This is a genomic window from Streptomyces sp. NPDC090499, from assembly GCF_044769305.1.
Taxonomy (GTDB): domain Bacteria; phylum Actinomycetota; class Actinomycetes; order Streptomycetales; family Streptomycetaceae; genus Streptomyces.
Genome location: NZ_JBIVXP010000034.1, coordinates 1 through 22,827, shown reverse-complemented (window position 1 = coordinate 22,827; position 22,827 = coordinate 1). Strand labels below are relative to the sequence as shown.

General features: G+C 73.1%; 18 protein-coding genes and 1 pseudogene. 9 read left to right on the top strand and 10 right to left on the bottom strand.

The features are described 5' to 3' along the window. Positions 1 to 192: hypothetical protein (locus ACIQVL_RS50000; protein WP_403479077.1), on the bottom strand; the 192-nt coding region annotated here is incomplete at its 3' end. A 759-nt stretch (positions 193 to 951) separates the two neighbouring features. Between ACIQVL_RS50000 and ACIQVL_RS49995 the strand changes: the two genes are divergently transcribed. Then, complete coding sequence (locus ACIQVL_RS49995) at positions 952 to 1,620, top strand: MBL fold metallo-hydrolase (protein ID WP_403479093.1); 669 nt, start codon at positions 952 to 954, stop codon at positions 1,618 to 1,620. A gap of 25 nt (positions 1,621 to 1,645) precedes the next feature. Here the strand turns inward: ACIQVL_RS49995 and ACIQVL_RS49990 are convergent. The 3 genes and pseudogenes from ACIQVL_RS49990 to ACIQVL_RS49980 form a co-directional block, all read right to left on the bottom strand. Then, positions 1,646 to 1,794: pseudogene (locus tag ACIQVL_RS49990) on the bottom strand (ATP-binding protein); the annotation flags it as partial. A gap of 126 nt (positions 1,795 to 1,920) precedes the next feature. Next, positions 1,921 to 2,727, bottom strand: coding sequence for an alpha/beta fold hydrolase (locus tag ACIQVL_RS49985; RefSeq protein ID WP_403445146.1), 807 nt, complete (start codon positions 2,725 to 2,727; stop codon positions 1,921 to 1,923). 841 nt (positions 2,728 to 3,568) lie between these two features. Beyond that, positions 3,569 to 3,928, bottom strand: coding sequence for a winged helix-turn-helix transcriptional regulator (locus ACIQVL_RS49980; RefSeq protein WP_403445144.1), 360 nt, complete (start codon positions 3,926 to 3,928; stop codon positions 3,569 to 3,571). A gap of 83 nt (positions 3,929 to 4,011) precedes the next feature. Here ACIQVL_RS49980 and ACIQVL_RS49975 point away from each other — a divergent pair, with 83 nt between their 5' ends. The 3 genes from ACIQVL_RS49975 (at position 4,012) to ACIQVL_RS49965 (ending at position 7,872) form a co-directional block, all read left to right on the top strand. Continuing rightward, the gene (locus ACIQVL_RS49975; RefSeq protein ID WP_403445141.1) at positions 4,012 to 4,716 is read left to right on the top strand and encodes an SDR family oxidoreductase; all 705 of its coding nucleotides are present in this window, start codon (positions 4,012 to 4,014) and stop codon (positions 4,714 to 4,716) included. Positions 4,717 to 4,966: 250 nt separating this feature from the next. Then, on the top strand, positions 4,967 to 6,259 hold the full coding sequence (locus ACIQVL_RS49970) for an MFS transporter (protein ID WP_403445138.1): 1,293 nt from the start codon (positions 4,967 to 4,969) through the stop codon (positions 6,257 to 6,259). A 542-nt stretch (positions 6,260 to 6,801) separates the two neighbouring features. After that, positions 6,802 to 7,872, top strand: coding sequence for an LLM class flavin-dependent oxidoreductase (locus ACIQVL_RS49965; RefSeq protein WP_403445131.1), 1,071 nt, complete (start codon positions 6,802 to 6,804; stop codon positions 7,870 to 7,872). Between the two features lie 1,035 nt (positions 7,873 to 8,907). Here the strand turns inward: ACIQVL_RS49965 and ACIQVL_RS49960 are convergent. The 6 genes from ACIQVL_RS49960 to ACIQVL_RS49935 form a co-directional block, all read right to left on the bottom strand. Then, positions 8,908 to 9,777, bottom strand: a complete 870-nt coding sequence (locus ACIQVL_RS49960) for a PhzF family phenazine biosynthesis protein (RefSeq protein ID WP_403479076.1) — start codon at positions 9,775 to 9,777, stop codon at positions 8,908 to 8,910. A gap of 7 nt (positions 9,778 to 9,784) precedes the next feature. Further along, the gene (locus ACIQVL_RS49955) at positions 9,785 to 10,663 is read right to left on the bottom strand and encodes a phytanoyl-CoA dioxygenase family protein (protein WP_403445124.1); all 879 of its coding nucleotides are present in this window, start codon (positions 10,661 to 10,663) and stop codon (positions 9,785 to 9,787) included. A 227-nt stretch (positions 10,664 to 10,890) separates the two neighbouring features. Next, positions 10,891 to 11,640: an iron-containing redox enzyme family protein gene (locus ACIQVL_RS49950; protein ID WP_403445122.1), complete on the bottom strand. Its 750-nt coding sequence runs from the start codon at positions 11,638 to 11,640 to the stop codon at positions 10,891 to 10,893. A 74-nt stretch (positions 11,641 to 11,714) separates the two neighbouring features. Further along, positions 11,715 to 13,031, bottom strand: coding sequence for an acetyl-CoA carboxylase biotin carboxylase subunit family protein (locus ACIQVL_RS49945; RefSeq protein WP_403479075.1), 1,317 nt, complete (start codon positions 13,029 to 13,031; stop codon positions 11,715 to 11,717). 36 nt (positions 13,032 to 13,067) lie between these two features. Beyond that, complete coding sequence (locus tag ACIQVL_RS49940; RefSeq protein ID WP_403445116.1) at positions 13,068 to 14,180, bottom strand: DUF1611 domain-containing protein; 1,113 nt, start codon at positions 14,178 to 14,180, stop codon at positions 13,068 to 13,070. A gap of 108 nt (positions 14,181 to 14,288) precedes the next feature. Continuing rightward, positions 14,289 to 15,530: an acetyl-CoA carboxylase biotin carboxylase subunit family protein gene (locus ACIQVL_RS49935; protein ID WP_403445113.1), complete on the bottom strand. Its 1,242-nt coding sequence runs from the start codon at positions 15,528 to 15,530 to the stop codon at positions 14,289 to 14,291. A 590-nt stretch (positions 15,531 to 16,120) separates the two neighbouring features. Between ACIQVL_RS49935 and ACIQVL_RS49930 the strand changes: the two genes are divergently transcribed. From ACIQVL_RS49930 to ACIQVL_RS49910, 5 genes are all read left to right on the top strand, one after another. After that, entirely contained in the window at positions 16,121 to 16,624 is a 504-nt protein-coding gene (locus ACIQVL_RS49930) for a flavin reductase family protein (protein ID WP_403445110.1), read from the top strand. A gap of 316 nt (positions 16,625 to 16,940) precedes the next feature. After that, a complete protein-coding gene (aroA, locus tag ACIQVL_RS49925; protein ID WP_403445107.1) occupies positions 16,941 to 18,290 on the top strand; it encodes a 3-phosphoshikimate 1-carboxyvinyltransferase in 1,350 nt (449 codons plus the stop codon). Between the two features lie 376 nt (positions 18,291 to 18,666). Then, a complete protein-coding gene (locus ACIQVL_RS49920; RefSeq protein ID WP_403479074.1) occupies positions 18,667 to 19,734 on the top strand; it encodes a histidinol-phosphate transaminase in 1,068 nt (355 codons plus the stop codon). 438 nt (positions 19,735 to 20,172) lie between these two features. Then, on the top strand, positions 20,173 to 20,742 hold the full coding sequence (locus ACIQVL_RS49915) for a transcriptional regulator (RefSeq protein ID WP_403479073.1): 570 nt from the start codon (positions 20,173 to 20,175) through the stop codon (positions 20,740 to 20,742). 237 nt (positions 20,743 to 20,979) lie between these two features. Continuing rightward, on the top strand, positions 20,980 to 22,551 hold the full coding sequence (locus tag ACIQVL_RS49910; RefSeq protein ID WP_403479092.1) for a transcriptional regulator: 1,572 nt from the start codon (positions 20,980 to 20,982) through the stop codon (positions 22,549 to 22,551). The last annotated feature ends 276 nt before the right edge of the window (positions 22,552 to 22,827 follow it).

The following is a 22,827-nucleotide window of genomic DNA, read 5'->3' as shown; positions in this document are numbered from 1 at the left end:
ATCTACTTCAAGACCGGCGCCGCCGACCGCACCCAGGCCGCCCTCTACGCCCAGCACACCGGCCTCCTCGCTTCCTGAGCGGCCCGCACGGGCATGCCCGGTCGCCCGGTCGCCCGGTCGCCCGGTCGCCCGGTCGCCCGGTCGCCCGGTCGCCCGGTCGCCCGGTCCGGACGGGCGGCGGTGAAGGCGCACGGCCCGGCGGTCCCGGCGGCCCGGCGGTGTTCCGTGCCTCTTCGTGCCTCTTCGTGCCTCTTCGTGTCTCCCGTGCGGGAGGCGGGTTGCCCGGCGGCCTGCGGGACCGGTCTCCCGGCCCGGGGCACGGTCCTGCCGCACCCTCACAGAACCCGGGGCGGTCCGGGTCCGTTGCCGGATCCCGTGCACCCCGGCTCCCGCTCCGCCCCGCGCTTACGCGCCCTGCGCCGCGAGAGGAGCAGAAGGGGCCGGTCCCGAGGGGGCGTTCCTCCGCGGCCGGATTGCCGGGTGCGGCCGGGTGCGGCCGGGTGCGGACAGAGGCGGACGGGTGCGGCCGGGGGCCGGATCGGGCCTGCGTCCCCGTGCCCGGGGGGCCTGCGTCCCCGTGCCCGGGGGGCCTGCTGGACGCGGCCGGCACCGGCCGGCCGGTGTCCCTCGTCGGCCGCTGCCGGTGTGGACCGTGTCTGTGGACCGTGTTCTTGGTGCGGCCGGGCCGGATCCGGGGGTCCCGTGGTGTGCTTCGGCCGGTGAGGAGGAGGGGGTGATTGTGTCGATGGGAAGCGGCAACGCGTGACGGTGGGTTGCGGGAACGTTTGAGGGCGCTCGGCGGCAGAGATGTCGGTGAGTTTCAGCAACGCTGCGGGGCTGGCGGGAGGCTGTATCGCGGTCCGCTGCAGGGTGTCTTTCGGTGGGTTGGACCGTTGTGAGCCGTCAGCGAACGACCGTATGGCTGCCAGGGCGGTCGCGCAGGCTGGGGGCATGGATGTCATCGAGGTACTGCCGAGGCTGTTCATGCTCCGCTTCCCGGTGGGGGCGGCTTATCTGTGGCGGGACGATGACGCGCTGACTCTGACCGACACCGGGACGGCGGACTGCGCCGCGCGGATCGATGGGGTGATGGACGGCGAACTGCGGCGGATCGTGCTGACGCACTGGCACGAGGACCACACGGGCTCAGCCGCTGAACTGGGTGCCCGGCACGGTGCGGAGGTGGTGGCGCATCGGCTGGAGGCACCGGTGATCCGGGGAAATTCGGCCGGGGCGCCGCCAGTACTGGAGGATTTCGAGGTACCGATCCGGGCGGCGCTTCCGCCGCTTCCGCCGGCTCCGCCGTGCCGGGTGGACCGGGAGGTGGAGGGCGGGGATGTGCTGGCGTTCGGTGGCGGTGCGGTGGTGGTCGCGGTGCCGGGTCACACGGACGGGTCGATCGCCCTGCACTTGCCCGGGCCGAGGGTGCTGTTCACCGGCGACGCGGTCGCCAACGTCGGCCGGACCGCGCTGGGTGTCTTCAACACCGACCGCCCCCGGGCCGTCGAGTCACTGCATCGGCTCACCGGGCTGGACGTCGAGACCGTGCTCTTCGGGCACGGTGATCCCATCACCCATGGCGCGGCAGCCGCCCTGCAAGGAGCGGCGGCCGCAACGTGAGGCACCCCGATGGGTGGACGTCGGCTCAGGTCGCGGCTGCGTGTTCGGCTCTGGCTCGGGACTGGGCGAGGCGGTAGGAGCCGGTGCGGGTTTCGGTGATCGTGCCGTTGAAGGTGAGCCGGTCGACGATGGCTGTGCAGAGCCGGGGTCGGTGAAGGTCTTGGTCCAGCCACCGCAAGGCCCCGGGTGTTGCCGAAACTCACTGACACCCACGCACCTCAGTCCAAGGCGTTCCCGACGCTGAGCGACACCCGTTCCCCAAACTCCCCGGCATACCCAAGAGGGCGGCGGCGTTCGCTGTCAGTCCTGTTCGGTGAGGAATCTGCGCACCAGGTCCCCGGCCTCGTTGCGGCATTCCTCGAAGTAGGCGTGGCGGGCGTCCGGGAAGAGGCGGGTGCGGGCGCCGGGGATGCGGGAGGCGAGCAGGGGGAGGTTGTCCGGCGGGGTCAGCCGGTCCTGGCCGCCGTGGAGGACGAGGGTGGGTGCCGTGATGCGCGGCAGTTCGCTCCAGGCGTTGTGCTCGTTGCTGGCGACGAGGTGGCCGCGGCGTGCGTGGGCGGGCATCCGCGGGTCGCCGAGCGTGCGGTAGGGGCCGGGGTGCGCGGCCCGCCAGGCGGGCGTGTACATCAGGTCGGCCAGGACCCGGCGTACGGCCTGCGGGTCGGGCTGTGCGAGCAGCCGCCGTACCGAGGCGTCGCGTTCCACCGCGTAGGGGCCGCCCGGGGAGGTGCAGCCCAGGACCAGCCGGCCCACCCGCCCGGGGTGGCGGATCGCGAGCCACTGCGCGACCCGGCCGCCCATCGAGGTTCCGTACACGTCGGCGCGTGCGATGCCGAGCGTGTCCAGGACCGCGACGACGTCGTCCGCGAACTGCTCGGTGGAGTAGGGCCCCTCGGGCTTGCCGCTGTCGCCCGTGCCGCGCATGTCCAGGGTGAGGGTGGAGCGCACGGTGTGGAAGTCCTCGCGCACGCCGTCCCACCAGTGGTGGTCGTTGGCCTGCCCGGCGAGCAGCACCAGCTGCGGTCCCTGCCCGCGGTGCTGGTAGGCCAGGACGGTGCCGTCCTGGGCGCGGGCGAAGGCCGGGGCCGGCTGGTCGTGTGCGGTCATCGGGGTCCTTCGGACGGGCACGCGGGGGTGCGGGCGGTGCGTGGTGCCATGAGTCCTTCCGACGGTAGCCGGGGCAGGAGCACGGCATGTGCGCCGGGGATGTCCCGCCCGGCGGCGGACAGGCCGGCGGCGGCTCGTCGGCGGCGCCGGAGCGGACGACGGCCCGTCAGCCGGCAGCGCGGCGGGCGGCTTTGGGCACCCGGCGCCGGCCGGGCGGCCCGGCACGGCCTGCGTCCCGGCCGCCGCGGGCACGCTCCTGCCTTGGGGGGCAGGCCTCTTGGGTCCCGCTCCGCTGCGCAACGGGGCGGTGGAGCCTGCCGGCCGCGGGCCGGAGCGCCGGGGCGACGCGCATCCGGCGGTGGCTCTGCCGGGCCGGGGACCCGGGGCGGCTCGCGGCACGCGGCAGGGCAGCCGCCACACCGGCGCGGGTCCGGCAACGGCAGCCCGGCCCGCACGCACCGCCGTTCCCCCGGCCGGAGAAACAGGGTTCCCGCCCTGCCGCCCTGCCGCCCTGCCGCCTGCCGGGCCTGGGGCTCCTGGCCGGGGCCCGCTCCCGCCGCGGACCGTGGGGCCGTTGTCCCTGCGGCTGCGGCTGCGGCTGCGGCTGCGGCTGCGGCTGCGGCCGCTGCGCCGTTGCCGGCCGGGCAAGGGGGCGCCGTGTCCGGCGGCACGGTTCAAGGCGGTGCGTCCGTGCCCGGCGGGACGGGGCGGACGCGGGGCGCGTGCCGGACCCGCCGGTGTGCAGGGGCGCCGGGTGACGGTCCGTGGGGAACCTGTCCGGACCCCGGCGGCCTGCCGCGGCCCCCGGGTCGGGGGCCGCGGCAGGCCGCCGGCGCATGGGTCAGGAGACCGGCTGGCGGGAGCGGGCTGCCTCGATGTCCGGGACATGCTGCTCGGCCCAGAGCCGTACGGCGCGCAGCGGGACGAGCAGGGAGCGGCCCAGCGGCGTGAGGGCGTACTCGACGCGGGGCGGGTTCTCGTCGTAGTCGCGGCGGCTGACAAGGCCGTCGGCTTCCAGGGAGCGCAGGGTCTCGGTCAGCGCCTTCGGGGTGATGCCCCGGATGTGTCCCTTGAGTTCGGTGAAGCGGCGGGGGCCGTCGGCGAGGGCGTTGACGACGAACACGGTCCAGCGCGCGCCGATGCGGTGCAGCACCGTGCGGCTCGGGCAGGTCGCTGCCATCACGTTGTACGCCTTGCCCATCGCCCGCTCCCAGTTTCGTTGTAGATACCGGTATCAAAACCATACCGTGAGTTCCGGTCCTACGGAAGAAGGAGTCGGGGCGCATGGAACGGATCCTGGTCATCGGAGGCGCGCGGGCGCTGGGCGCGGCCGTCGCGAGGCGTGCGGCCAAGGACGGGTACGACGTCGTCGTCGGTGCCCGTGACCGTGCCGCGGCCGGTGCGCTGGCGGGCGAGATCGGCGCCACGGCGCTGCGGGTGGACCTGCAGGACGAGTCGACGCTCGCGGCCGCGGCGCGGCTTCTGGAGGACGGAGTCGACCACATCGTGACGACCGGTTCGGCCCCGCACGACGTCCGCGCTGCCGAACTGGACCGGGACAGGCTGCTGGCCGCGTTCACGGCGAAGGTGGTCGGCCCGATGCTGGTGGCCAAGCACTTCGCGCCCGTCCTGCGGCCGACCGGGTCGATGGTGCTGTTCTCCGGCGTGGTCGGCTGGCGCCCCGGGCCCGGATCGCTCGTCAAGGGCGTCACCAACGGCGCGGTCGAGTTCGCCGCCCGCCACCTGGCGGCGGATCTGGCACCGGTCCGGGTCAACGCCGTCTCGCCGGGTGTCGTGGACTCGGGCGCATGGGACCGCCTGGGGGACAGGAAGGCCGCCCTGCTGAGCAAGAGCGCGGACGCGTCCCTCGTCGGACGCCACGGCGAGAGCGAGGACGTCGTCGAGGCGGTGATGTGGCTCCTGCGCGCGGGCTTCGTCTCCGGCGAGACGATCCACGTCGAGGGCGGCGCCCGCCACAGGTCCGCCTGAACCCGGCGCCGGCGCCCCCCGGCAGGTCCGCCTGGACCCGGCGCCGGCCCCCCGGCAGGCCCGCCCGCCTGGCCGGTGCCGGTGCCCGTCGCACCGTGCCGGGCACCGTGCCGGGCAGCGCACCGGGCGGCGTGCCGGGCGGCGCGCCCCCCGGGCGGGGGAGCACCCGGCAGTCGCACGGCGCGGACGGTCTTTCCGGCCGGAGAGCACCTGAGCGCACGTCATCACCCAGAGTCGGAGGGACAGTCCGTTGGACACCAGGATGCAGCGCCGGCACAGCGAGATCGGGACGCCGGCCGAGAAGAGCACCGCAGGAGGGTTACCGGCCTGGCTGGTGGCCCGCGGCCTCATACCCGAGACGAGCCCCAAACGGGCCTTCGCCGCCGCGACGTTCGTCAACCAGATCGGCAAGGGCCTGTTCATCTCCGGGGCCGCGCTGTTCTTCACCCGCTCCGTGGGCCTCCCGGTCGCCCAGGTCGGACTCGCCCTGGGCGCCGCCGCCCTGATCGGGCTCGCGGCCGGCGTCCCCGTGGGCCGGCTGGCCGACCGGCGCGGCCCGCGCGAGGTCTTCCGGCTCGCGGTCGTCGTGCAGGCCCTGGCCGTGGCGGGGCTGGTGTTCGTGCGCTCCGTCCCCTCGCTGATCGTGTTCCTGTGCGTGGCCGAGCTCGCCGTCTCGGCCGGCACCGCCGCCCGCGGCCCGCTGACCCGCGCCCTGGGCGCCCCCAGCCCCACCCGCTACCGCTCCTACCTGCGCGCCCTCAACAACATCGCCCTCGGCTGCGGAGCCCTGGCGGCCGGCGTCGTCGTCCAGCTGGACACCAGGACCGCGTACGTGGGCCTCATCCTGGGCACCGCCGTCCTGTTCCTTCTCTCCGCGGCCGTCGCCTCCCGCGTCCCGTCCGTGCCGCCGGTCAAGGCCCCGGCGGAGAGCGGCCGCTGGCCGGCCCTGAAGGACAGGCCGTACGTGGTGCTCACCGTCCTGGACGGCATCATGTCCATCCAGACCCAGGTGCTGATCTTCGCCCTGCCGCTGTGGATCATCGGGCACACCCAGGCGCCGCGGTGGTTCGTCGGTGCGAGCGTGGCGGTCAACACCGCCCTGGTGGTCTGCCTGCAGGTGCGGGTCAGCCGCGGCGTCGACAGCAACGCGGCGGCCGGCCGCACGGTGCGCCGCGCGGGCGCGGCGTTCCTCCTGGCCACTGCTCTCATCGCGGTCGCGGGCGGTGCACCCGGATGGGTCGCCATGGTCGTCGTCGTGCTCGGCGTCATCGTCCACACCGTGGGCGAACTGTGGCACACCGCCGCCTCGTTCGAGCTGTCCTTCGGTCTCGCCCCGGAGCACGCACAGGGCCAGTACTCGGGTCTGTTCGCCATCGGCCAGGGACTGTCCAACGCGGTCGGCCCGCCGCTGCTCGGCCTGGTGTGCATCGGCTGGGGCGAGCCGGGCTGGCTCGTCATGGGAGCCGTCTTCCTCGCCGCCGGCCAGGCCGTACCGCTCGTCGTGAACTGGTCCGACCGCCTGCGCGCGCACCAGCCGGCCTGAGGACTGGCACAGCACCGGCGTACGGCGTCTCCTGCCGCGGGCCCGCCGGTGCGGCCCGCGGCGCTCTTCCGCCGCCCCCGCAACCGGGCGGCGGCCCCGGCGGGCGGGACCGCCGTGCGCGGGGGAGTGCCCGGGCCGCAGCACCGGCCGGGAACCGCGGTGCGCGTGCGGGCGGCCGCGCGGGGTCCGCAGGAGAGCTGCGGCCCTCAGCCCCCCACCCCTCAAGCCCCCCACCCCCGACCTCTCAGCCCCCAACTCCCCTGGCCCTCAGCCCTCGGGGCCGTGTCCGGTGCCGTGCGCCGTCACCGCACGGGCAGGGACCTAGGTCCTATTCTGACCGGGCCGATCCCGTGCGAGGCTGAGACAGCGCGAACAACATGTTCGGGAACCACCCGGGTATTCGCCAGGACCGATTCCGTTCACTGGCCGGCTGATTTTCGCGTACTGCGGCCCGGGCGTCGGATTTTGAGCGATCGGAAGGTGGAATCTTGGACGCCAGCCGTTTGTCAGGCCCGCCGCAGCCGGATGCGAATGAGCTGAGGGTGCACTGGAACTCGCCGCTCAGCGGGCAGCAGAAAGCGTCGGGGAAATACAAGGTCGGCCAGCTCGACTTCGACGGGATCGTCGAATTCGCCCAGGAAGCGGACCAGCTGGGTGTGGATTCGCTCCTCATGGGGATCGGCGCCCACATGCCCGACCCGCTCCCGATGCTCGGCGCCCTGGTCCGCGCGACCCGGCGCGTCAAGTTCCTCCTCGCCTACCGCCCCGGACTGCTCTCACCGACGCTCTTCGCCCAGGTGGTCAACACGGTCTCGTGGATGTCGGACGGGCGGATATCCCTCAACCTGGTCGCCGGCGCTTCCCCGGTCGAGCAGGCGTACTACGGTGACTTCCTCGCCCACGACGAGCGCTACGCACGCTCCAACGAGTTCCTGGACATCCTCCACGGACTCTGGCGCGGCCAGGCCCCGCTGTCCTACGAGGGCGAGCACTACCGGATCAAGGACGCGGAGATCGGCCTGGGCTACAAGGGCGGAGGCCGTCCCGAGATATACATCAGCGGGGCATCGGAGGTGGCACAGCAGACCGCCGTGGACCACGGAGACTGCTGGCTGCGCTACGGCGACACCCCCGAGGGAATGGCCGCTGCGGCCAAGCCCGTCCTGGCGCAGGGCGGCCGGGTGGGAACGCGCATGCACGTGCTGGCGAGGGAGACCCGCGCACAGGCGCTGGCGGATCTCGCGGAGATGATGGGCGATCCCGACGAGGAACACCGCAAGCGGATCGCGGCGGCCGTGGCCTCCTCCGACTCCGTGGCGGTCAAGACGTCCTTCGAACTGGCCGAGACCGCGGAATCCGGCTGGCTTTCACCCATGCTGTTCTCCGGTGCCGTGGCATACCGCGGCGGGCCGGCCCTGTGCGTGGTGGGCAGCTACGAGGAAGTCGCCGCGTATCTCTACGAGTACAAGGCGGCCGGGATCAGCGAGTTCATCTTCTCCGGCTGGCCCACCCGTGACGAGATGCGCATCTTCTACACCCGTGTGCTGCCGCTGCTGCGCCGGCTCGAACGGGCCGGGCAGAGGGCGGGAGAGCTGTCCGGCCTCCCGGCGTGAGCGCGTCGGCGGCGGTGCGAGCCGCCGCCCGCCTCGGCGCCCGGGGCACTCCCGTCCCGGGCCCGTCTCGGCGAAGGCGCCCGCTCGTAAGCCGCTCCGGGCTGTCGGCAGACCTGCCCGGTCGCCCTGGGCACCCCTGACTGTCCGCCGCACCCGGGCTGTGACCGGGGGGGCTTCGGCCCGCCCGGTCACAGCGGGGATCCACGGGCAAGGACCTGACCGGCCCCCCGCACGGGGCATGACCGTCCCGCCGGACCACGGCTCGTCCCCCCTGCCTTCCCCTGCTTTCCTGTGCCTTCACGGCCGCGGTCGCGATCGCCCTCCGGACCGCCCGCGGCCGGGCAGTCCACGCCGCACGCGTGACCGCCGGCAGGGCCGCCGGCATCGGCGTCGGCGGCCGTGCCGGCGTCGCAGGAGCCGTCGCACAAGCCGTCGCAGGAGCTGTCGCACAAGCCGTCGCTGTTCCGGCCGGCACCCGCACGCCGCTTTCGGGCCGCTGTCCGGCCCCACGCGCCGTCACACGGCCGCTGTCCCGCCACGCGTTGTCCCGTCCCGCCACGCGTTGTCCCGCCACGCGTACAGGATTCTGCGGGTGGACCGGTGTGCCTTGGAGGCCGCCGTCGCTCTCGCCGTCCTGCGGACCGGTACCCGTCCGCACGCTTCGTCATGGCTGTGGGCGAGAGGCCCGTCGCCGGGGACCCTGTGCGGTTGCCGGGGCCGGGGCCGGGTTCGGCCTCGTCGCCTCCGGTGCCGCGGGGCGGGGCCGTTCAGGGTGTTCGGGGACCGCGGGTGCGGGCCGGGTGCCGGCTGTCATCCGCCGGCTGCGGGAACCGGGCGCGCCGCCGGGCAGGCTGCGCGCGACGGCCGGCAGGGGCCGCACGCGTCAGAGCCGTACAGGAAGCCACCCGTCATCCGTCATCCGCCACCCGGCAGCCAGCACCCGTCATCCGCCCCCCGGCGCTCGGCCCGCCACCCGCCGTCCCGCCTGCCCGGCTGCCGGGCAGGGATCCGCCGCGCCCCGGATCCGTAGCGGCGTCACAGGGGCTGTCGGGCGGGTTGCCGGGGGGTCAGGATGCGTGCGGTGCCGCCGAGTTCGACCCGCAGGTCCGGTCCCGCCGTGGCGGTGATGGTGGCGGGGCTGTCGAGGGCGTCGCCCATGTCGGCGGTGATCCGGCGGATGCCCCGGCCGGCCAGGTGCGCGACGAGACAGGCCGTGCTGTTGGCGTTGGCGAGGTCTTCGGGGACGCCGATGGAGGGGGCGAACATCCGGGCCGCGAGCCTGCCCTGGGGCGAGGGGGCCGAGTGGACGTACGCGCCGAGCAGGCCGGACCGGTCGCAGGCTGCTTGGAGGCGGCCGAGGTCCGGGCGCAGCGCGGCGAGCGCGGCCCGGGTGGGGACCGGCACCAGGACGCGCTCGCGGCCCACGCCGGCGATGCGGACGTCCGGCCCGGTCCCGGCCGGGGTGAGGCCGAGGGCCGCGAGCACGAGGGTGCGTTCCTGGGCGGTGGGTTCGCGCAGGGTGACGGGTCCGGGGTCGAAGACGGCGGTGACCAGTTCGCCGGCCCGTTCGGCCCGCCCGTCGAAGACGCGTCCTGCGGCGCGCAGGGCGGTCCGGTAGGGGCCGGTGCCGGTGTGCCGTGCGGCGAGGAGGGCCAGGGCGGCGACCGTGCCGTGACCGCAGGCGGGCAGTTCTCCTTCCGCGGTGAAGAAGCGCAGTTCCACCGCGTCGCCGGTGTGCCGTATGAACACGGCGTGCGAGGTGTTGTGTGCGGCGGGGATCCGGCGCCGCTCGTCGTCGTGTGGGGGCGGGCCGTCCGTGTCCGCCTCCACGACGACGGCCGTGGGGCTGCCGCCCGCGCCGTTTCGCAGGCAGGCGCGGACGACCGTCACGTGCGGGGTGCTCACGGGGCTGTCACGTCGTCTCCTGGAGGGTGGCGTACCCGGTGGCCGCCGCGGCCGTGGCCTTGCCGGCGCCCTCCTGGAGCTGGAAGAGGGAGCCGAAGGGGCGTTCGGCGAGCGGGAGGCGCCATGTTCCGGCCTCCACCCGTGCCGTGTCCGACACGCTGCCGCGCAGCAGTTTCACGCCGGCCTCGTTGTGGCCGGCGTGCGGGCCGAAGTGGACCGGGTAGGCGTCGGCCGCGCGGTAGGCGGGCAGGAAGGCGCGGCGGTAGCGGTCGGAGCGGTTCGGGGAGGAGTAGTGCAGGAGCAGGCAGTGGATGAAGACCACGCTGCCGGCGGGTGCCTCGATGGGCACGGCGAGGGCCGGGTCGGGGGCGCCGGCGCCGGTGACCTTCCCGCGGAAGTAGCCGTCGACGTAGTGGTCGGCCAGGCCGTGATGGTGGGAGCCGGGGACGGCCTGGAGCGCGGAGTTCTCGGTGGTGGTGTCGTCGAGGTAGACGAGGGCGGTGACCAGGTCGGTGTTGGTGTGGGGGTAGTAGGCGAAGTCCTGGTGCCAGTCCACGACGCTGCCCACGTGCGGGGCCTTGAGGTGGAGCTTGCTGTAGTGGAAGAGGATGTCGGGGCCGATGAGGGCCTCGACGTGGTCGAGGAGCCGGGGGTGGGCGGCGGCCTGCTCGAACGCGGGGTGCTGCCTGGTGGGTGACCAGATGCGGCGGGCCGTGCCGCCGTCGCCCGGCTCCACCTCGGCGACGGAGCCGATGTCGGCGACGTCCAGGATCTGGGTGATGGCGGCGTTCAGCTCGGCCACTTCGCTCGGGCCGAAGAGACGTTCGGCGACCGCGAAGCCGTTCTCGCGGTACTCCTTGACGAACGTGTCGGTGGGCGTGGACATGCGCGGGGTTCCTTTCTGGCGGGCGGCGGGGAGCTGGTGCGGGGTCCGCCCGGCGGCCGCGGCCCGCCGGACCCGTGGCGGTCGGGCGGCCGCGGCCCGCCGGACCTGTGCCGGTCGGGCGGGCGCGGCCGCCGGACCCGTGCCGGTTCAGGGGCGCCGCCGGCCGGCGCCGCGGCCGGGGCCCCGCGTGGCGGTCCGGCGGCCGGCGCGGGCCGGGGACGCGCCGTTCACGCGGCGTTCTGCGCGTGCCGGGCGACGGTGTCCTCGTAGATCTCCCGGAAGAACATCGCGAGGATGTCCTGGACGTCGTCGATGTACTTGAACACCTTCTGGAAGTCCTCCTCGCTGAAGATCAGCTGGTGGAGGATGTCCCACATCTCCTGGGAGTGGTCCTCGGTGGTGTCGACGTGCAGGTGGGCGGCCTGCCCCTTGACGCTCTCCTTGCCGAGCTGCTCCTGGAGGTTGTCCACGATGGCCGGCTGGAGCTTGACCTGCGTGTACTCCACCAGGTAGTTGGAGACGACCGGGGCGAGGGCCGACTCGTGCTCCAGGGTGTAGTAGAAGAAGCCCTCGAACAGGCGGGTGGAGAGGTAGGGCTCGGTGGCGAGGATCTCCTCCTCGGTGACGCCGGCGGCCGCGGCGTCACCGATGTACAGCCTGTCGTGGAGCATCTCGTCGGCCTGGTACTGCGCGTAGTCGCGGGCGGCCCGCGGCGAGACCTGGGCGATCTTGTAGATGGCCTTGGACTGGCTGACCCGGGACAGCCGGATCCGCCACACGTGCTCGATGAGGGTGCGGCGGTAGTACGCCTGGTGGAGGGAGGGCTCGCTCAGGTGGGACGCGAAGGGGACGGTGGCCTTCCACTCCGCCATCTTCTTGTCCAGGTAGCGGTCGAGCTCGGCCTTCTTCAGCCGGCTCTGCTCCGCGTCGTAGAACGGCTTGGGGTGGGCGATCCCGGTGTTCTGTACGCGGTTCATCGCGTTCTCCTTCTCGGCAGAGGGGATGTGCAGGGGGCGTGCAGGGGGGTGTTCACGGAAAAATGCGGGGGCGGTCAGCGGTAGCGGACGTGGAAGTGTTCCTCCGCGTGCCGTTCGAGGAAGTCGGTCTCGGCCTCGAGGTCGTCCACCGACACGTCCCACAGGGCGTCCATCAGGCAGATCGCCCGGTCGGAGTCCTCGAGCCGGGTTCCTTCGGCCACGTGGACGCGCAGGATCCGGGGCGGCCGGGTGGGCGGGTCGAAGCCGATCGCGTCGACGGTGCGCCCCTTGCGGCCGTACTTGCTGAGGAACACGGTCGCCGGGGTGGGCGTGCCGGTGCGCAGCGCCTCCAGCTGGGAGGCGCGGGTGAGCCGGTCGTGGAAGGCGTCCTGGCGGCCGCCGGGCAGCAGCAGGGCCTCGGTCCACAGGTCGAAGAAGGACAGCCCGGTGACGGTGCGGACGCTGGGGTCGATGAGACTGCCGCCCATCCGCGGGTTGATCTCGATGATCTCCCAGCGCTTCTTGGACTCCCAGTACTTGGCCTCGATGTGGAAGGCGCCGGCGCTCAGCCCGTGCTCTTGCAGCGACTGCAGGCAGCGGGTGACGAAGTCGGCTCCCTCGAGGACGAGTTCACGGCCGAGGCTGACGGGCGGGCTGACCGACATCCCCTCCAGGGTGGTGCGTTCCAGGCGCTCCACGCGGGCCTTCTCGTGGACGCACAGGTGGTGGACGCGTCCGTCCAGGACGAACGTCTCGAAGCTGAACTCCGGTCCCTCGACGTACTCCTCGGCGAGGAAGTCGTAGCGGTCCATGAAGATCGCCTTCATGGAGCGGTCGGCGCGCATCTGCTCCTGGATCGCGGGCAGGTCGGCGAGGTCGTCGGTGTCCTCCAGGACGAAGGCCGCGAAGGACGCGGCACCGCGCACCGGCTTGACGAACCAGCGGGCACCGGGGTCGAGTTCGGGCAGCGCCCCGGGGGCGAGCCGGTGCACGCGGACCTCGCTGAGCCCCTCGGCGAACAGGTGCCGGCGCAGTGCGTACTTGTCCAGGCACAGGCGCAGTGCGGGCGCGGCGCTGTCGCGCGCGCCCAGCTGCTGGTTGAGCTCGGCCATCAGGAGCCGGTAGCCCTCGAAACTGGCGAGGGCGGCCTCGACGCGGTAGCCGCGGTCGGCCAGTTCACGCACGGCCTTCTCGACGTCGCCGAAGTGCAGTTCGGGTTCCTCGGTGACCACGCAGTCCGCCAGGTGGCGCAGGCTCTCCTTGAGTGCCTGCGGCGTCTTGGGCCGGGAGCTGACGGCGACCAGGGACAGGCCGAGCCCGGCGGCGGCCGCGGCGGCCTCCTCGGTGTAGGACTTGCCCTGGTGCATGAGGAGCAGGACCGCTCTGTTCATCTGTGCATCTCCTCCGGGGTGCGGGCCCGCCCCCTGTCAGCGCAGGCGGGCCGGCTGCTGGCGGGCGGTCTCGAACTGGTGGGCGGTCTCGAGCTGGTGGGCGCGCAGGATGTCCACGAGCCGGGCGGCGCTGCCCTCACGGATCGGGTCGACGACGGGCAGTCCGGTGTCGGCCTCCAGCTTCTCGGCCTCGCGGCGGTAGTCCTCGTCGCTGAAACCGACGCTGTTGACGCTGATGGCGGTGACCTTGGCGGGCCGCAGGATGCCGCTGAGCTCCTCGTTCATCCGGATGATCTCGGCGATCGGGGGGATGGGCGTCTCCCAGACCTTGGTGCGCTCGGCACCCAGGCGGTGGCAGAAGACCAGGGCGTGCGGCAGGGCGCTGTGCAGGATGGTCAGCGCGACACCGCTGCCCTGGATGTGGTTGAGGCCGGCCTGCCCCTCGACCACGACCCATTCGTTGCCGGCGGCGGCCTCCATCACGACCTGCTCCACGGCGCCGCCCATGAAGTCGCCGGCCACCCCGTCGACCGCGACGCCGTGGCCGGAGATCAGAATCCCGGACTGGCCGGTGGCGGCGAACCCGGTGGGGATGCCGCGCCGGTTGGCCTCGTTCCAGATCTCCAGGCCGGTGGTCTTCTTGCCGATGTTGCAGTCGCTGCCGCACGTGTGGATGATCCAGGCGTCCAGGTCCAGCACGCGGGCCTTGTTCAGCGGCGCCTTCGGGGCGTCCTTGGTCTCCCAGACGGTGACGCCCCTGTCCCGCACGGCACGGGCGATGTCCGCGTCGTCGGTGAGCCGGTAGTGGATCGAGTTGATGATGTGCAGGCCGCTGCCGACGGCCGCGAGCAGGTGCGGCTTCCAGCCGGAGGGCAGTTCGGCGGAGTGCAGCCCCTTACCGATGATCATGACTTCGGGGTGCAGGTGCAGAGCCTGCTCGACGCGGCTGACGATCGGGATCGGCCCGCCGTAGCCGAGGACGTCCTGCACGGTCTGGCCGGCCTTGCGGCTGTCGATCACGGCGACGCAGCGGTCCCCGCGGTAGCGCAGCAGCGAGGCACCGATCTTGCTCGTGAAGAGCCCGAAGCACCCCTCGGCGAACAGCACGAACTTCTTGTCGACCAGCTCCGCATGGTTCAGCTGGGCCATGTCTTCCTCCACAGACTCGTCGGTTCGGTTGCGGATGGCACACGACGGCGAAAGGCGCCCCTGCACGGCAGGCGCCCTGCACGACAGGCGCCCTGCACGAAAGGCGCCCTACATGACAGGCTCCGTCGTCAGGCGGTACTGCGCCCGCGCCTGGCGCACGGCCGCCTCGATCTGCTCCTGGCCGCCGCCCCGGAAAAGGAAGCGGCCGCCCTGGACGGTGGCGTACGAGCCGGGACGCGAGAGAAGAACCTCGCCCTCCCTGGGCACCAGCTCCCGGTACAGGTAGGGAACCTCACCCAGCAGCGGGGTCGCGGCGGTGACCTTCTGGGGCAGCGGCCTGGGCCCCGGCACCATCAGCCAGCCGCCGCTCAGCTCCGGGTCGAAGACGGGCAGGTCCACCGGCCGCCCGAGCAGCACGTCGACCCACAGCCGGAACATGTTCACGCCGTGCACGTCGTGGATGACGTACGACACGTCGGCGCCCGGCACCCGGGCACCGACCTCCAGGAACACCAGCTCCCGGCCGGTGTCGAAGAGCTCGAGGTGGAAGGCGGAGCTCCGCAGCCCGAGCGCGGCCAGGCAGCGCACGGCGAAGTCCTCGCAGCGGTCACGGACCGCGGGATCGGTCTGGAAGACGGAACCGAGCGGCTCGCCCAGGACCTCGAAGTCCAGGCAGGTGGCGACATAGCGCGAGGTGCACAGGAACAGCGGTTTGCCCGCGGCGTCCAGGACACCGTCGACGTGCAGGATCTCCCCCTGCACGAACTCCTCGACCTCCAGGTCGTGCAGGCTCTGCCCCGCGCACAGCGCCCGCAGCTCGCCGGCCGAGGCGATCTTGTGCACACCCTGGCTGGCCGCCCCCCGCACCGGCTTGACGATCACCGGGTAGCCGAACTCCCCGGCCGCCGCCAGGACCTGCTCCCCGGTGCGGCACGGCGCCCACCGCGGCACCCGGATGCCCGCCCGCGACAGCGTCTCCTTCATGACGGTCTTGTCACGGAACCGGGCGGTCTGCGTGGAGCCCGGGCCCGGGATGCCGTAGCGCTCGCGCAGCACCGCCGCGAGATCCAGCAGGAACTCGGAGAACCCGATCACGTGCTCGAAGGGGCCCTCGTCACGCACGACGGCGTCCACGACCCGCAGGACGCCGTCCAGGTCGCCGAAGTCCGGCACGACATGGACCCGTTGCGCGCCGTCGGGCACCGAGCTGAGGCCGCCCTCGTCACAGACGTACGTGACGCGGCCGGCCTCCGCACCGAAGATGATCTCGGGAGCGGCGAGCCGGTTCTCCCAGCGCCGCTCGTCCTCGTACAGGGGCCAGCGGTTCAGGTACAGGATTGCGCCGGACATGGCTGCCGTCCTCACGGTTCACAAAAATGGATGGACATGCCCGGCCGGGCGGCCGGTTGACGGCGGCGCCGGCGGGCCTTTCCGGAAAACCCGGAGAACGAAACCCGGCCCGAATTCACGGAAACGGTCCCGGCACGCCGAACGCGCTGACTCAGCCTCGCACGGCAGCGGCCCGGCCAGAATAGGACCTAAGTCCCGGCAGCCCCCGCCCCGGACGGCAGCCGCGTTTTGGACCTCTCCCCGCCACGCGCCACAGCCGCGTTCCACGGGCACCCGCCGCCCCGCCCCGCACAATTCCATGGGCAGATGGACCTATTGCCCGCACGCCGCACCGGACACAGAATTCCTGGCGTGCCCCCGCCGCCCGGGAAGGGCTGCCGTGCGCGCCGGGAAACCGTCCGGGAAACCGTCCGGGGAACCGTCCGGGGAACCGTCCGGGACCGCCCCTGCCGCCGGCACCGGGCCACCGGCGACGGGACGGCACACCCCCGCCCCGCGGACACCACCGGTGCCCGCGCACAGCGGGGACACGGCCCTGCATCCGGGCCCCGAAACCGGACCGAATCTCGCGGGACAGGTGGTGGTAGGCCATGACGGAGGCGACGCAGACGGTACGGCGGGCGGGCTCCGAGGACTTCCGGGCGGCGATGGCCCGGTTCGCGGCCGGGGTCGTGGTGGTCACGACCCTGGGCGGCGACGGAGTGCCGCGCGGCTTCACGGCGAGCTCCTTCTGCTCGGTGTCCATGCACCCGCCGCTGATCCTGGTGTGCCTGGCCAACTCGGCCGACTCCTACACGGCGTTCGCCTCCTGCGGCCGCTTCGCGGTGAGCGTGCTGAGCCCCGAACACCAGCCGCTGGCCCAGCAGTTCGCGACCAAGGGCGCCGACAAGTTCGCCTCCGGCGGCCTGTCCCGCACCCCCGGCGGCCTGCCGGCCGTGGCGGGCGCCCTCGTCGAACTGGACTGCGAGACGCACGCCCGCCACCCGGCCGGCGACCACACCATCCTCATCGGCCGGGTGGCCGGCGCCCGCCTGGGCGAGAGCACCCGGACCCCCATGGTCTATTACGACCGGTCCTTCCGCCTCCTGGCCTGAACGGAAAAGACCGCGGACCCGGCACCGGGGAACACCCGGACCGGCCCGCACCGCACAATTCCATGGGCAGATGGACCTATTGCCCGGCCGCCGCACGCGACACAGAATTCCTACCGTGCCCCACCCCCCTCCGGCCCTCTCTCCGGAAAGGCCGCAGCGCGCCGGGAAACAGCCGGCGCACCGCCGCCCGGCACCGAAACCCCCGGGCGAAGGGGCCGCACGATCTCACTCCGCACCTATCGCCGGCCCGGACGGCCGAGCGACATCGCATCCACAGGTATCACACGGCGAATGACGGGAAACGGGAGATACGACGATGCTGCTGAAGGTCGCCCCGATCGATTCTTTCTCTGGAACGTTCCGCATCCCCTCCTCGAAACCGGAGACGCAACGGGCCATTCTGACCGCCACCCTGGCCGAGGGCACGTCACGGATCTTCAACGATCTCCGCTGCGACGAGACGGAGACCATGAAGAACGCCTGCCGCGCCTTCGGCGCCACGATCACCGAGCACGACGGACACCTGGAGATCCAGGGCATCGGAGGGACCTTCCCGCGCATCGGACGCGTCATCCAGTCCCGCGGCTCGGGCCTGGTCTTCCGCATCGTGACGGCCCTGGCCTCCGTACAGCCCTCACCGGTCGTGGTCACCGGTGACGCCACCCTGCGCAACCGTGTGATGGAACCCCTGCTGCAGGCGCTGCGCGAACTCGGCGCGGACATCGAGTCGATCGTCAGCGAGAACAAGGCCCCGGTCGTCAACTGGGGACGCGGCCTCAAGGGCGGCACCTGCCGCCTGCCCGGCGACATCAGCTCCCAGTTCATCACCGCCGTCCTGTTCGCCGCACCGCTGGCCGAGGGCCCGGTGGAGATCGAGGTGAGCGGCGAGGTCTACTCCAAGTCCTACATCCGCCAGACGCTGGCCAGCCTGACCGACGCGGGCATCAAGGTCTCGGCCTCGGACGACCTGCGCCACTACCAGGTGGAGCCCTCCGTCTACCAGGCCCAGGACATCACCATCCACGAGGACTACACCTCGGCCTCCTACCTGCTGGCCGCCGCCGCTCTCTTCCCGGGCCGCACCGTCCTCAGCAACGCCTACGGCGACAGCATGCAGGGCGAGTTCGCGATCGTCCCGATCCTCCAGCAGCTCGGCGTGAACGTCACCTTCGACCGTGACGCCTCGCTGCTGACCGTCGACAACCCGCCCGGCAGCCTGCGCGGCCACTTCGAGGTGGACGTGCGGGACTGCCCCAACATCGTGCCCACCCTCGCCGCCCTCGGCGCCTACGTACAGGGCAGCCTGCGGGTGACCGGAGGACGCCTGACCCGCTTCCACAAGGCCTCACGCATCGAGGCCATGGCCGCCGAGCTCACCCGCGCCGGCGTGGACATCGACGTCCTGTACGACGACGGCATCTGCGACGGCTTCGAGGTCCGCGGCGCCCGCACCTACCCCGGCGGGGTGACCCTGTCCAGCTGGGGCGACCACCGCATCTTCATGTCGCTGTTCCTGGCAGGCCTGCGGATGCAGTCCGCGAACCGGTTCTCCGGCTTCGAGGACGTCCGGCTGTCCTTCCCCACCTTCCTGGAGGACTTCGCCGGGGCGGGAGTGCAGACCGCGGTCGGCGAGGAGGAGAACGCACCCGCCGAGGCCCTCGGCTGACCCGCCCACGCGCCGGCCCCGCCGGCCCCGGCGGCCGCCCGCACCACAGGCGACGGCGCGCCGGCCGGCCCCCCCCCCCCCGCCCCCGCGCCCCCCCCCCCCGGCCGGGGGGGGGGGGGGGGGGGGCGGGGGCCGGGGGGGGGGGGGGGGGGGGGGGGGGCGCCCCCCCCCCGGCGCGCCCCCGGGGGGGCGGGGGGCCCCCCCCCCCCCGGGGGGGGGGGCCCCCCCCCGCCCCCCCCCGGCCCCCGGCCCCGCCCCGCCCCACCCCCGCCCCACCCCCGCCCCACCCCCGCCCCACCCCCACCCCCACCCCCGCCCCCGCCCCCGCCCCCGCCCCGGCCCGGACCCCGCCCCCTCTCCGCCCAGGAAGCCCCCGATGCCCCCTGCACCGGCCCCCCGGCTACGCGCCGACGTCACCGGCCTGCCCCGCTACATCCCCGGCCGGCCCGCCCCCAGCGACCTGGTGGACAAACTGTCCTCGAACGAGAACCCCTACCCCCCGCTCCCGTCGGTCCGCGCCGCGATGCTCGAAGAACTCGGGCGCGTCAACCGCTATCCCGACCCGGCCAGCAGCGAACTGGTCACCCAGCTGTCCACCGCCCTCGCGGTACCCCCCGAACACCTCGTACCCGGCACCGGATCCCTCGGCGTCACCCGGGACCTGCTGCGCGCCGCAGCCGGCGAAGGCGACGAAGTGCTCTTCGCCTGGCGCTCGTTCGAGGCCTACCCGCAGCTCGTCTGGGCCACCGGGGCAACCCCCGTGCAGATCCCGCTGCGCGAGGAACGCCACGACCTGCACGCCATGGCCGACGCCGTCACCGACCGCACCCGCCTGATCCTCGTGTGCAACCCCAACAACCCCACCGGCACAGCCGTTGACGGCACCGGACTCGACCGCTTCCTCGACCGGGTCCCCGCCCACGTCCTGGTCGTCCTCGACGAGGCCTACCGCGAGTTCGCCGACGACCCCGACGTCCCCGACGGCATCACCCGCTACCGCGACCGCCCCAACGTCGCCGTGCTCCGCACCTTCTCCAAGGCCTACGGGCTGGCACGGCTGCGCGTCGGCTACGCGGTCGCCCACCCCCCGGTCGCCGCCGCACTGCGCGCCTGCACCGTGCCGTTCGGCGTCAGCGGACTCGCCCAGGCCGCCGCACGCGCCTCGCTGAACGCCGGCCCCGAACTCCTGGAGCGGGTCCGGACCCTGGTGGCCGAACGGACCCGCGTCACCCGTGCGCTGCGCGCCGCGGGCTGGACCGTCCCCGACAGCCAGGCCAACTTCGTCTGGCTGCGCCTGGGCACCCGCACACCGGCCTTCGCCGCCGCATGCGAGGCGGCAGGAGTCATGGTGCGCCCCTTCGGCGACGAGGGAGTACGCATCACCGTCGGCACCCCCGGGCAGAACGACCGCCTGCTGAAGATCGCAGGCGACTGGCGGATGTGAGCCTTTCCGCCCCCGCCCGGACCCTCCTCACCGGCACCCCGGCACCCCGGCACCCCGGCACCCCCCCGGTCCCGCCCCGTCGCCCGCACGGCGCACGGGGTGTCCGCACCCCGCGTCACCGGCCACCGGCCACCGGGTCCGGCGGAACAGCTCTCCGGGCAATTCCGCCGGCCCCTGCGCGAGGCCCGTGAAAGAACGGGCGCCGAAGAAGGCGAAGTCGCCCTGGAATACGTGAAATCCATGTATTCTGAGTTCGTGTCCTGGCTCAAATCCCATAAAGCGCACCCAGCCGGACTCGCCGTTCTGCGGGCCGTGGGAACCGGCGGACTCCACACCGCCGGCGACCGGCGACAGGTATTCACGGAAGGCCGCGACGTGGCACAGGCGAAAGCAAAAGACGTCCGCACTCTCCGCGCCGGCCGCCGGTAAGAAGCCCGCATGCCCGACAGGACACACGACTTCGGACACTACGGTGCCAGAGGCGAACGCGGCAGCGAAGCCGCGGCCCGCGTCCTCGACGCCCTCGCCGGCTACATCGCCTCCCCTGTCACCTCCTCCCGGGGCCTGTCCGCCCGCCTGCGCTACCTCACCCGTTCGGCCGCCGGCCACGACGCCATGCGCGCAGCGGGCATCACCGTCACCCCCCGCACCCGGAAGGCGTGGCTGGCCGGAACGCAGCGCCCCAACAGGGCGAACCTGGCCAGGATCGAGGCCGCCTACCGGACGCTGCGCCGTCACAACGTCGCCCGCCACCTCCTCAGGCGCCTCAACGCGGGCGGCGGGACCCGGGTGGAGATCCACCCCCTCGACCAGAGCAGCGTCCCCCTTCCCCGCCAGCGCGTCCTGGAATACCGCAGGCTCAACATCCGCACCTGGGACGCCATCATCGACGCCTGGACCAGAACGGACCCGCAGGCCCTCGACGACGCCTGGACCGACCAGATCGTCAGCCTCGGCTCCCAGTGGGGAAAATACGAGTACGTCACCTCCGTGGGATTCGCCGCCTGACACCCCGGCCCGGCCGGCCCGGCCGGCGGCCCGATTCGGATCCCGGGGGCTCCCGGGCGGCCGCCGCGGAACCTGACAGGCCCCGGACGCATCTCCGCGGGCGCGCAGCGGCGCTCTGGGCGGCCCCGGAGGCGACAGAAAACGCTCCGTCCATGCAATAAACAGATGAAGCGGCTAGGGTTTGCGGGCGTGACGACATCCACGGAGGAGACGCTGCGTCTCACCGTCGCAGCCCTGATGCACGCTGCCGGGGAATCAAAGACCGATCTCGCAGCCGGGATCGGGCTGACCCAGCCCAAAGTCTCCCGCCGCCAGCTCGGCCGGACCTCCTGGACCCTGGCCGACTGCGACGCCCTGGCCGCCCACTACGGAATGAACGTACTGCAGCTGCTGGCCGGCCCGACCGCGGCATGCGAAGCCCTTCCCCCCGAACGCCGCCGCTCTTCCGGCACCTCCCGCCTCCCCGCACCGGCCGCCGGCCAGGTCACCCCCGCCGGCCAGCCCCGGCACCCGAAGCCGCCCCCGCCTGACCCCGCCGGAACACCCCCCACCCCCACCCCCACCCCCGCACACCCACAGGAAGACGAGCCGCCGGACACGACCGGACCGTGCATCCTGTGCGGCCGGCCCGCCACAGAACAGATCGAAGGCTTCCCCCAGCACCTGGACCAGGCCGAGTGCGCCCGCGCCGCCGCACGCACCCCCGCGCCGCTGACCGGCACCCGTCCCGAACCGGCCGGCGAGACACCAGGGCACACGGCCCGAACCGCTCCGGGGACCGGGCACCGCGAAGTACGCAGCTTCGGACAGGGCATGAAGGTCGTCTCCCGGGGCGGCCGGGCGCAGGCGGCCTCCGAGCGCCGGGACGTGATCGGCGAAGCCGTCGCGGCCTCCCTGGCCGCACACGGAGGCGATGCCGCAGCCGCACAGGCAGCACTTGTGCGGCGGGCGATCCCGGACGCGATGACCCTCCTCGACGAGTGCCGAAAAGGCGGGCGGTACGACATCGTCGCGCACCCGTGGCTGCCCGAGATCCTCCACAAGCAGACAAGCCGCGGCCCCGACCAGATCTGGGAAGCCCGCCCCGGATGGACACGGCCCGAACTCCCGCCCGGCACCCACAAGGTGACCACACTCGACGTCAACGCCTACTACCTGTCGGCCATGAAGACCCACCTCCCCCTCGGCCGGCTCGAGCACTCCACCAGCCCCCACCACGATCGCCGCCGGGCCGGCGCCTACCTCATCACCCCGCCCGCCTGGGACCACGGCGCGATGCTGCCGAACCCGATCGGCAGCCGGGACGAGCCGGGCCCGCTGTGGGTCACCGAGCCCACACTCCGCCTGCTGCTGCGCCTGTCGGGCCCCAGGTACGGTCTGTGCGACCCCCCTCGGATCCACGAGTCCTGGACATCCGGTTGCACGGAAGGGCTGCTGGAAAGCTTCCGCACCGTCCTCAAGGAAGCCCGCGACAAGGCGATCGCCGGGAACGACACGCTCACGGAGGCATATCTGAAGGCGATGTACTCGAAGTTCGTCTCGACGATGGGGGAGTCGGCGTACAACCGGGAGCTGCACCGCACCGACTGGATGCACATCATCCGCAGCCAGGCTTTCGCGAACCTGTGGTGGCGGGCGTACAAGGCCCACGACGAGGGTCTGACGGTGGTCAGTGTCCAGGGCACGGATGAACTCCACGTCATCGGTGACTGGCGCACGGTCTTCACCGAGGGCCGCGGTCTGACCGAGATGAAGGTGAAGGACGTCTACACCATCGGCACTGGTCCCGAATCCGCCGAGGAGACCTGAACCGGTCCCCAGGAGCCGGGGTCCGGCTCCGGCCGGACTGGCGCACACGGTGAGAGCGGGCCCGGCGGCCAGCCGGGGGCGCACCGCGCACGGGTCACCGGGGCGGCGCCGGCGGGGTTGGGGGAGCCGGCGGCCCGGGTCACGGTTTCTCCCCGGCGTGGAGCGGCGCGGTGCCGGGTCGGCCGGTGGCGGCCTCGGCCTGCAGGCCGTTGATGAGGGTGTCGACGACGAACCGGTAGCTGTCGGCGGGGTCGCGCTGCATGCGGAAGGCATCGT

Bases quoted from the DNA above. Each gene is read 5' to 3' on its own strand.
- ACIQVL_RS49995 (WP_403479093.1), top strand. From the start codon at position 952: ATGGATGTCATCGAGGTACTGCCGAGGCTGTTCATGCTCCGCTTCCCG.
- ACIQVL_RS49985 (WP_403445146.1), bottom strand. From the start codon at position 2,727: ATGACCGCACACGACCAGCCGGCCCCGGCCTTCGCCCGCGCCCAGGAC.
- ACIQVL_RS49980 (WP_403445144.1), bottom strand. From the start codon at position 3,928: ATGGGCAAGGCGTACAACGTGATGGCAGCGACCTGCCCGAGCCGCACG.
- ACIQVL_RS49975 (WP_403445141.1), top strand. From the start codon at position 4,012: ATGGAACGGATCCTGGTCATCGGAGGCGCGCGGGCGCTGGGCGCGGCC.
- ACIQVL_RS49955 (WP_403445124.1), bottom strand. From the start codon at position 10,663: ATGTCCACGCCCACCGACACGTTCGTCAAGGAGTACCGCGAGAACGGC.
- ACIQVL_RS49950 (WP_403445122.1), bottom strand. From the start codon at position 11,640: ATGAACCGCGTACAGAACACCGGGATCGCCCACCCCAAGCCGTTCTAC.
- ACIQVL_RS49945 (WP_403479075.1), bottom strand. From the start codon at position 13,031: ATGAACAGAGCGGTCCTGCTCCTCATGCACCAGGGCAAGTCCTACACC.
- ACIQVL_RS49940 (WP_403445116.1), bottom strand. From the start codon at position 14,180: ATGGCCCAGCTGAACCATGCGGAGCTGGTCGACAAGAAGTTCGTGCTG.
- ACIQVL_RS49935 (WP_403445113.1), bottom strand. From the start codon at position 15,530: ATGTCCGGCGCAATCCTGTACCTGAACCGCTGGCCCCTGTACGAGGAC.
- ACIQVL_RS49930 (WP_403445110.1), top strand. From the start codon at position 16,121: ATGACGGAGGCGACGCAGACGGTACGGCGGGCGGGCTCCGAGGACTTC.
- aroA (WP_403445107.1), top strand. From the start codon at position 16,941: ATGCTGCTGAAGGTCGCCCCGATCGATTCTTTCTCTGGAACGTTCCGC.
- ACIQVL_RS49920 (WP_403479074.1), top strand. From the start codon at position 18,667: ATGCCCCCTGCACCGGCCCCCCGGCTACGCGCCGACGTCACCGGCCTG.
- ACIQVL_RS49915 (WP_403479073.1), top strand. From the start codon at position 20,173: ATGCCCGACAGGACACACGACTTCGGACACTACGGTGCCAGAGGCGAA.
- ACIQVL_RS49910 (WP_403479092.1), top strand. From the start codon at position 20,980: ATGCACGCTGCCGGGGAATCAAAGACCGATCTCGCAGCCGGGATCGGG.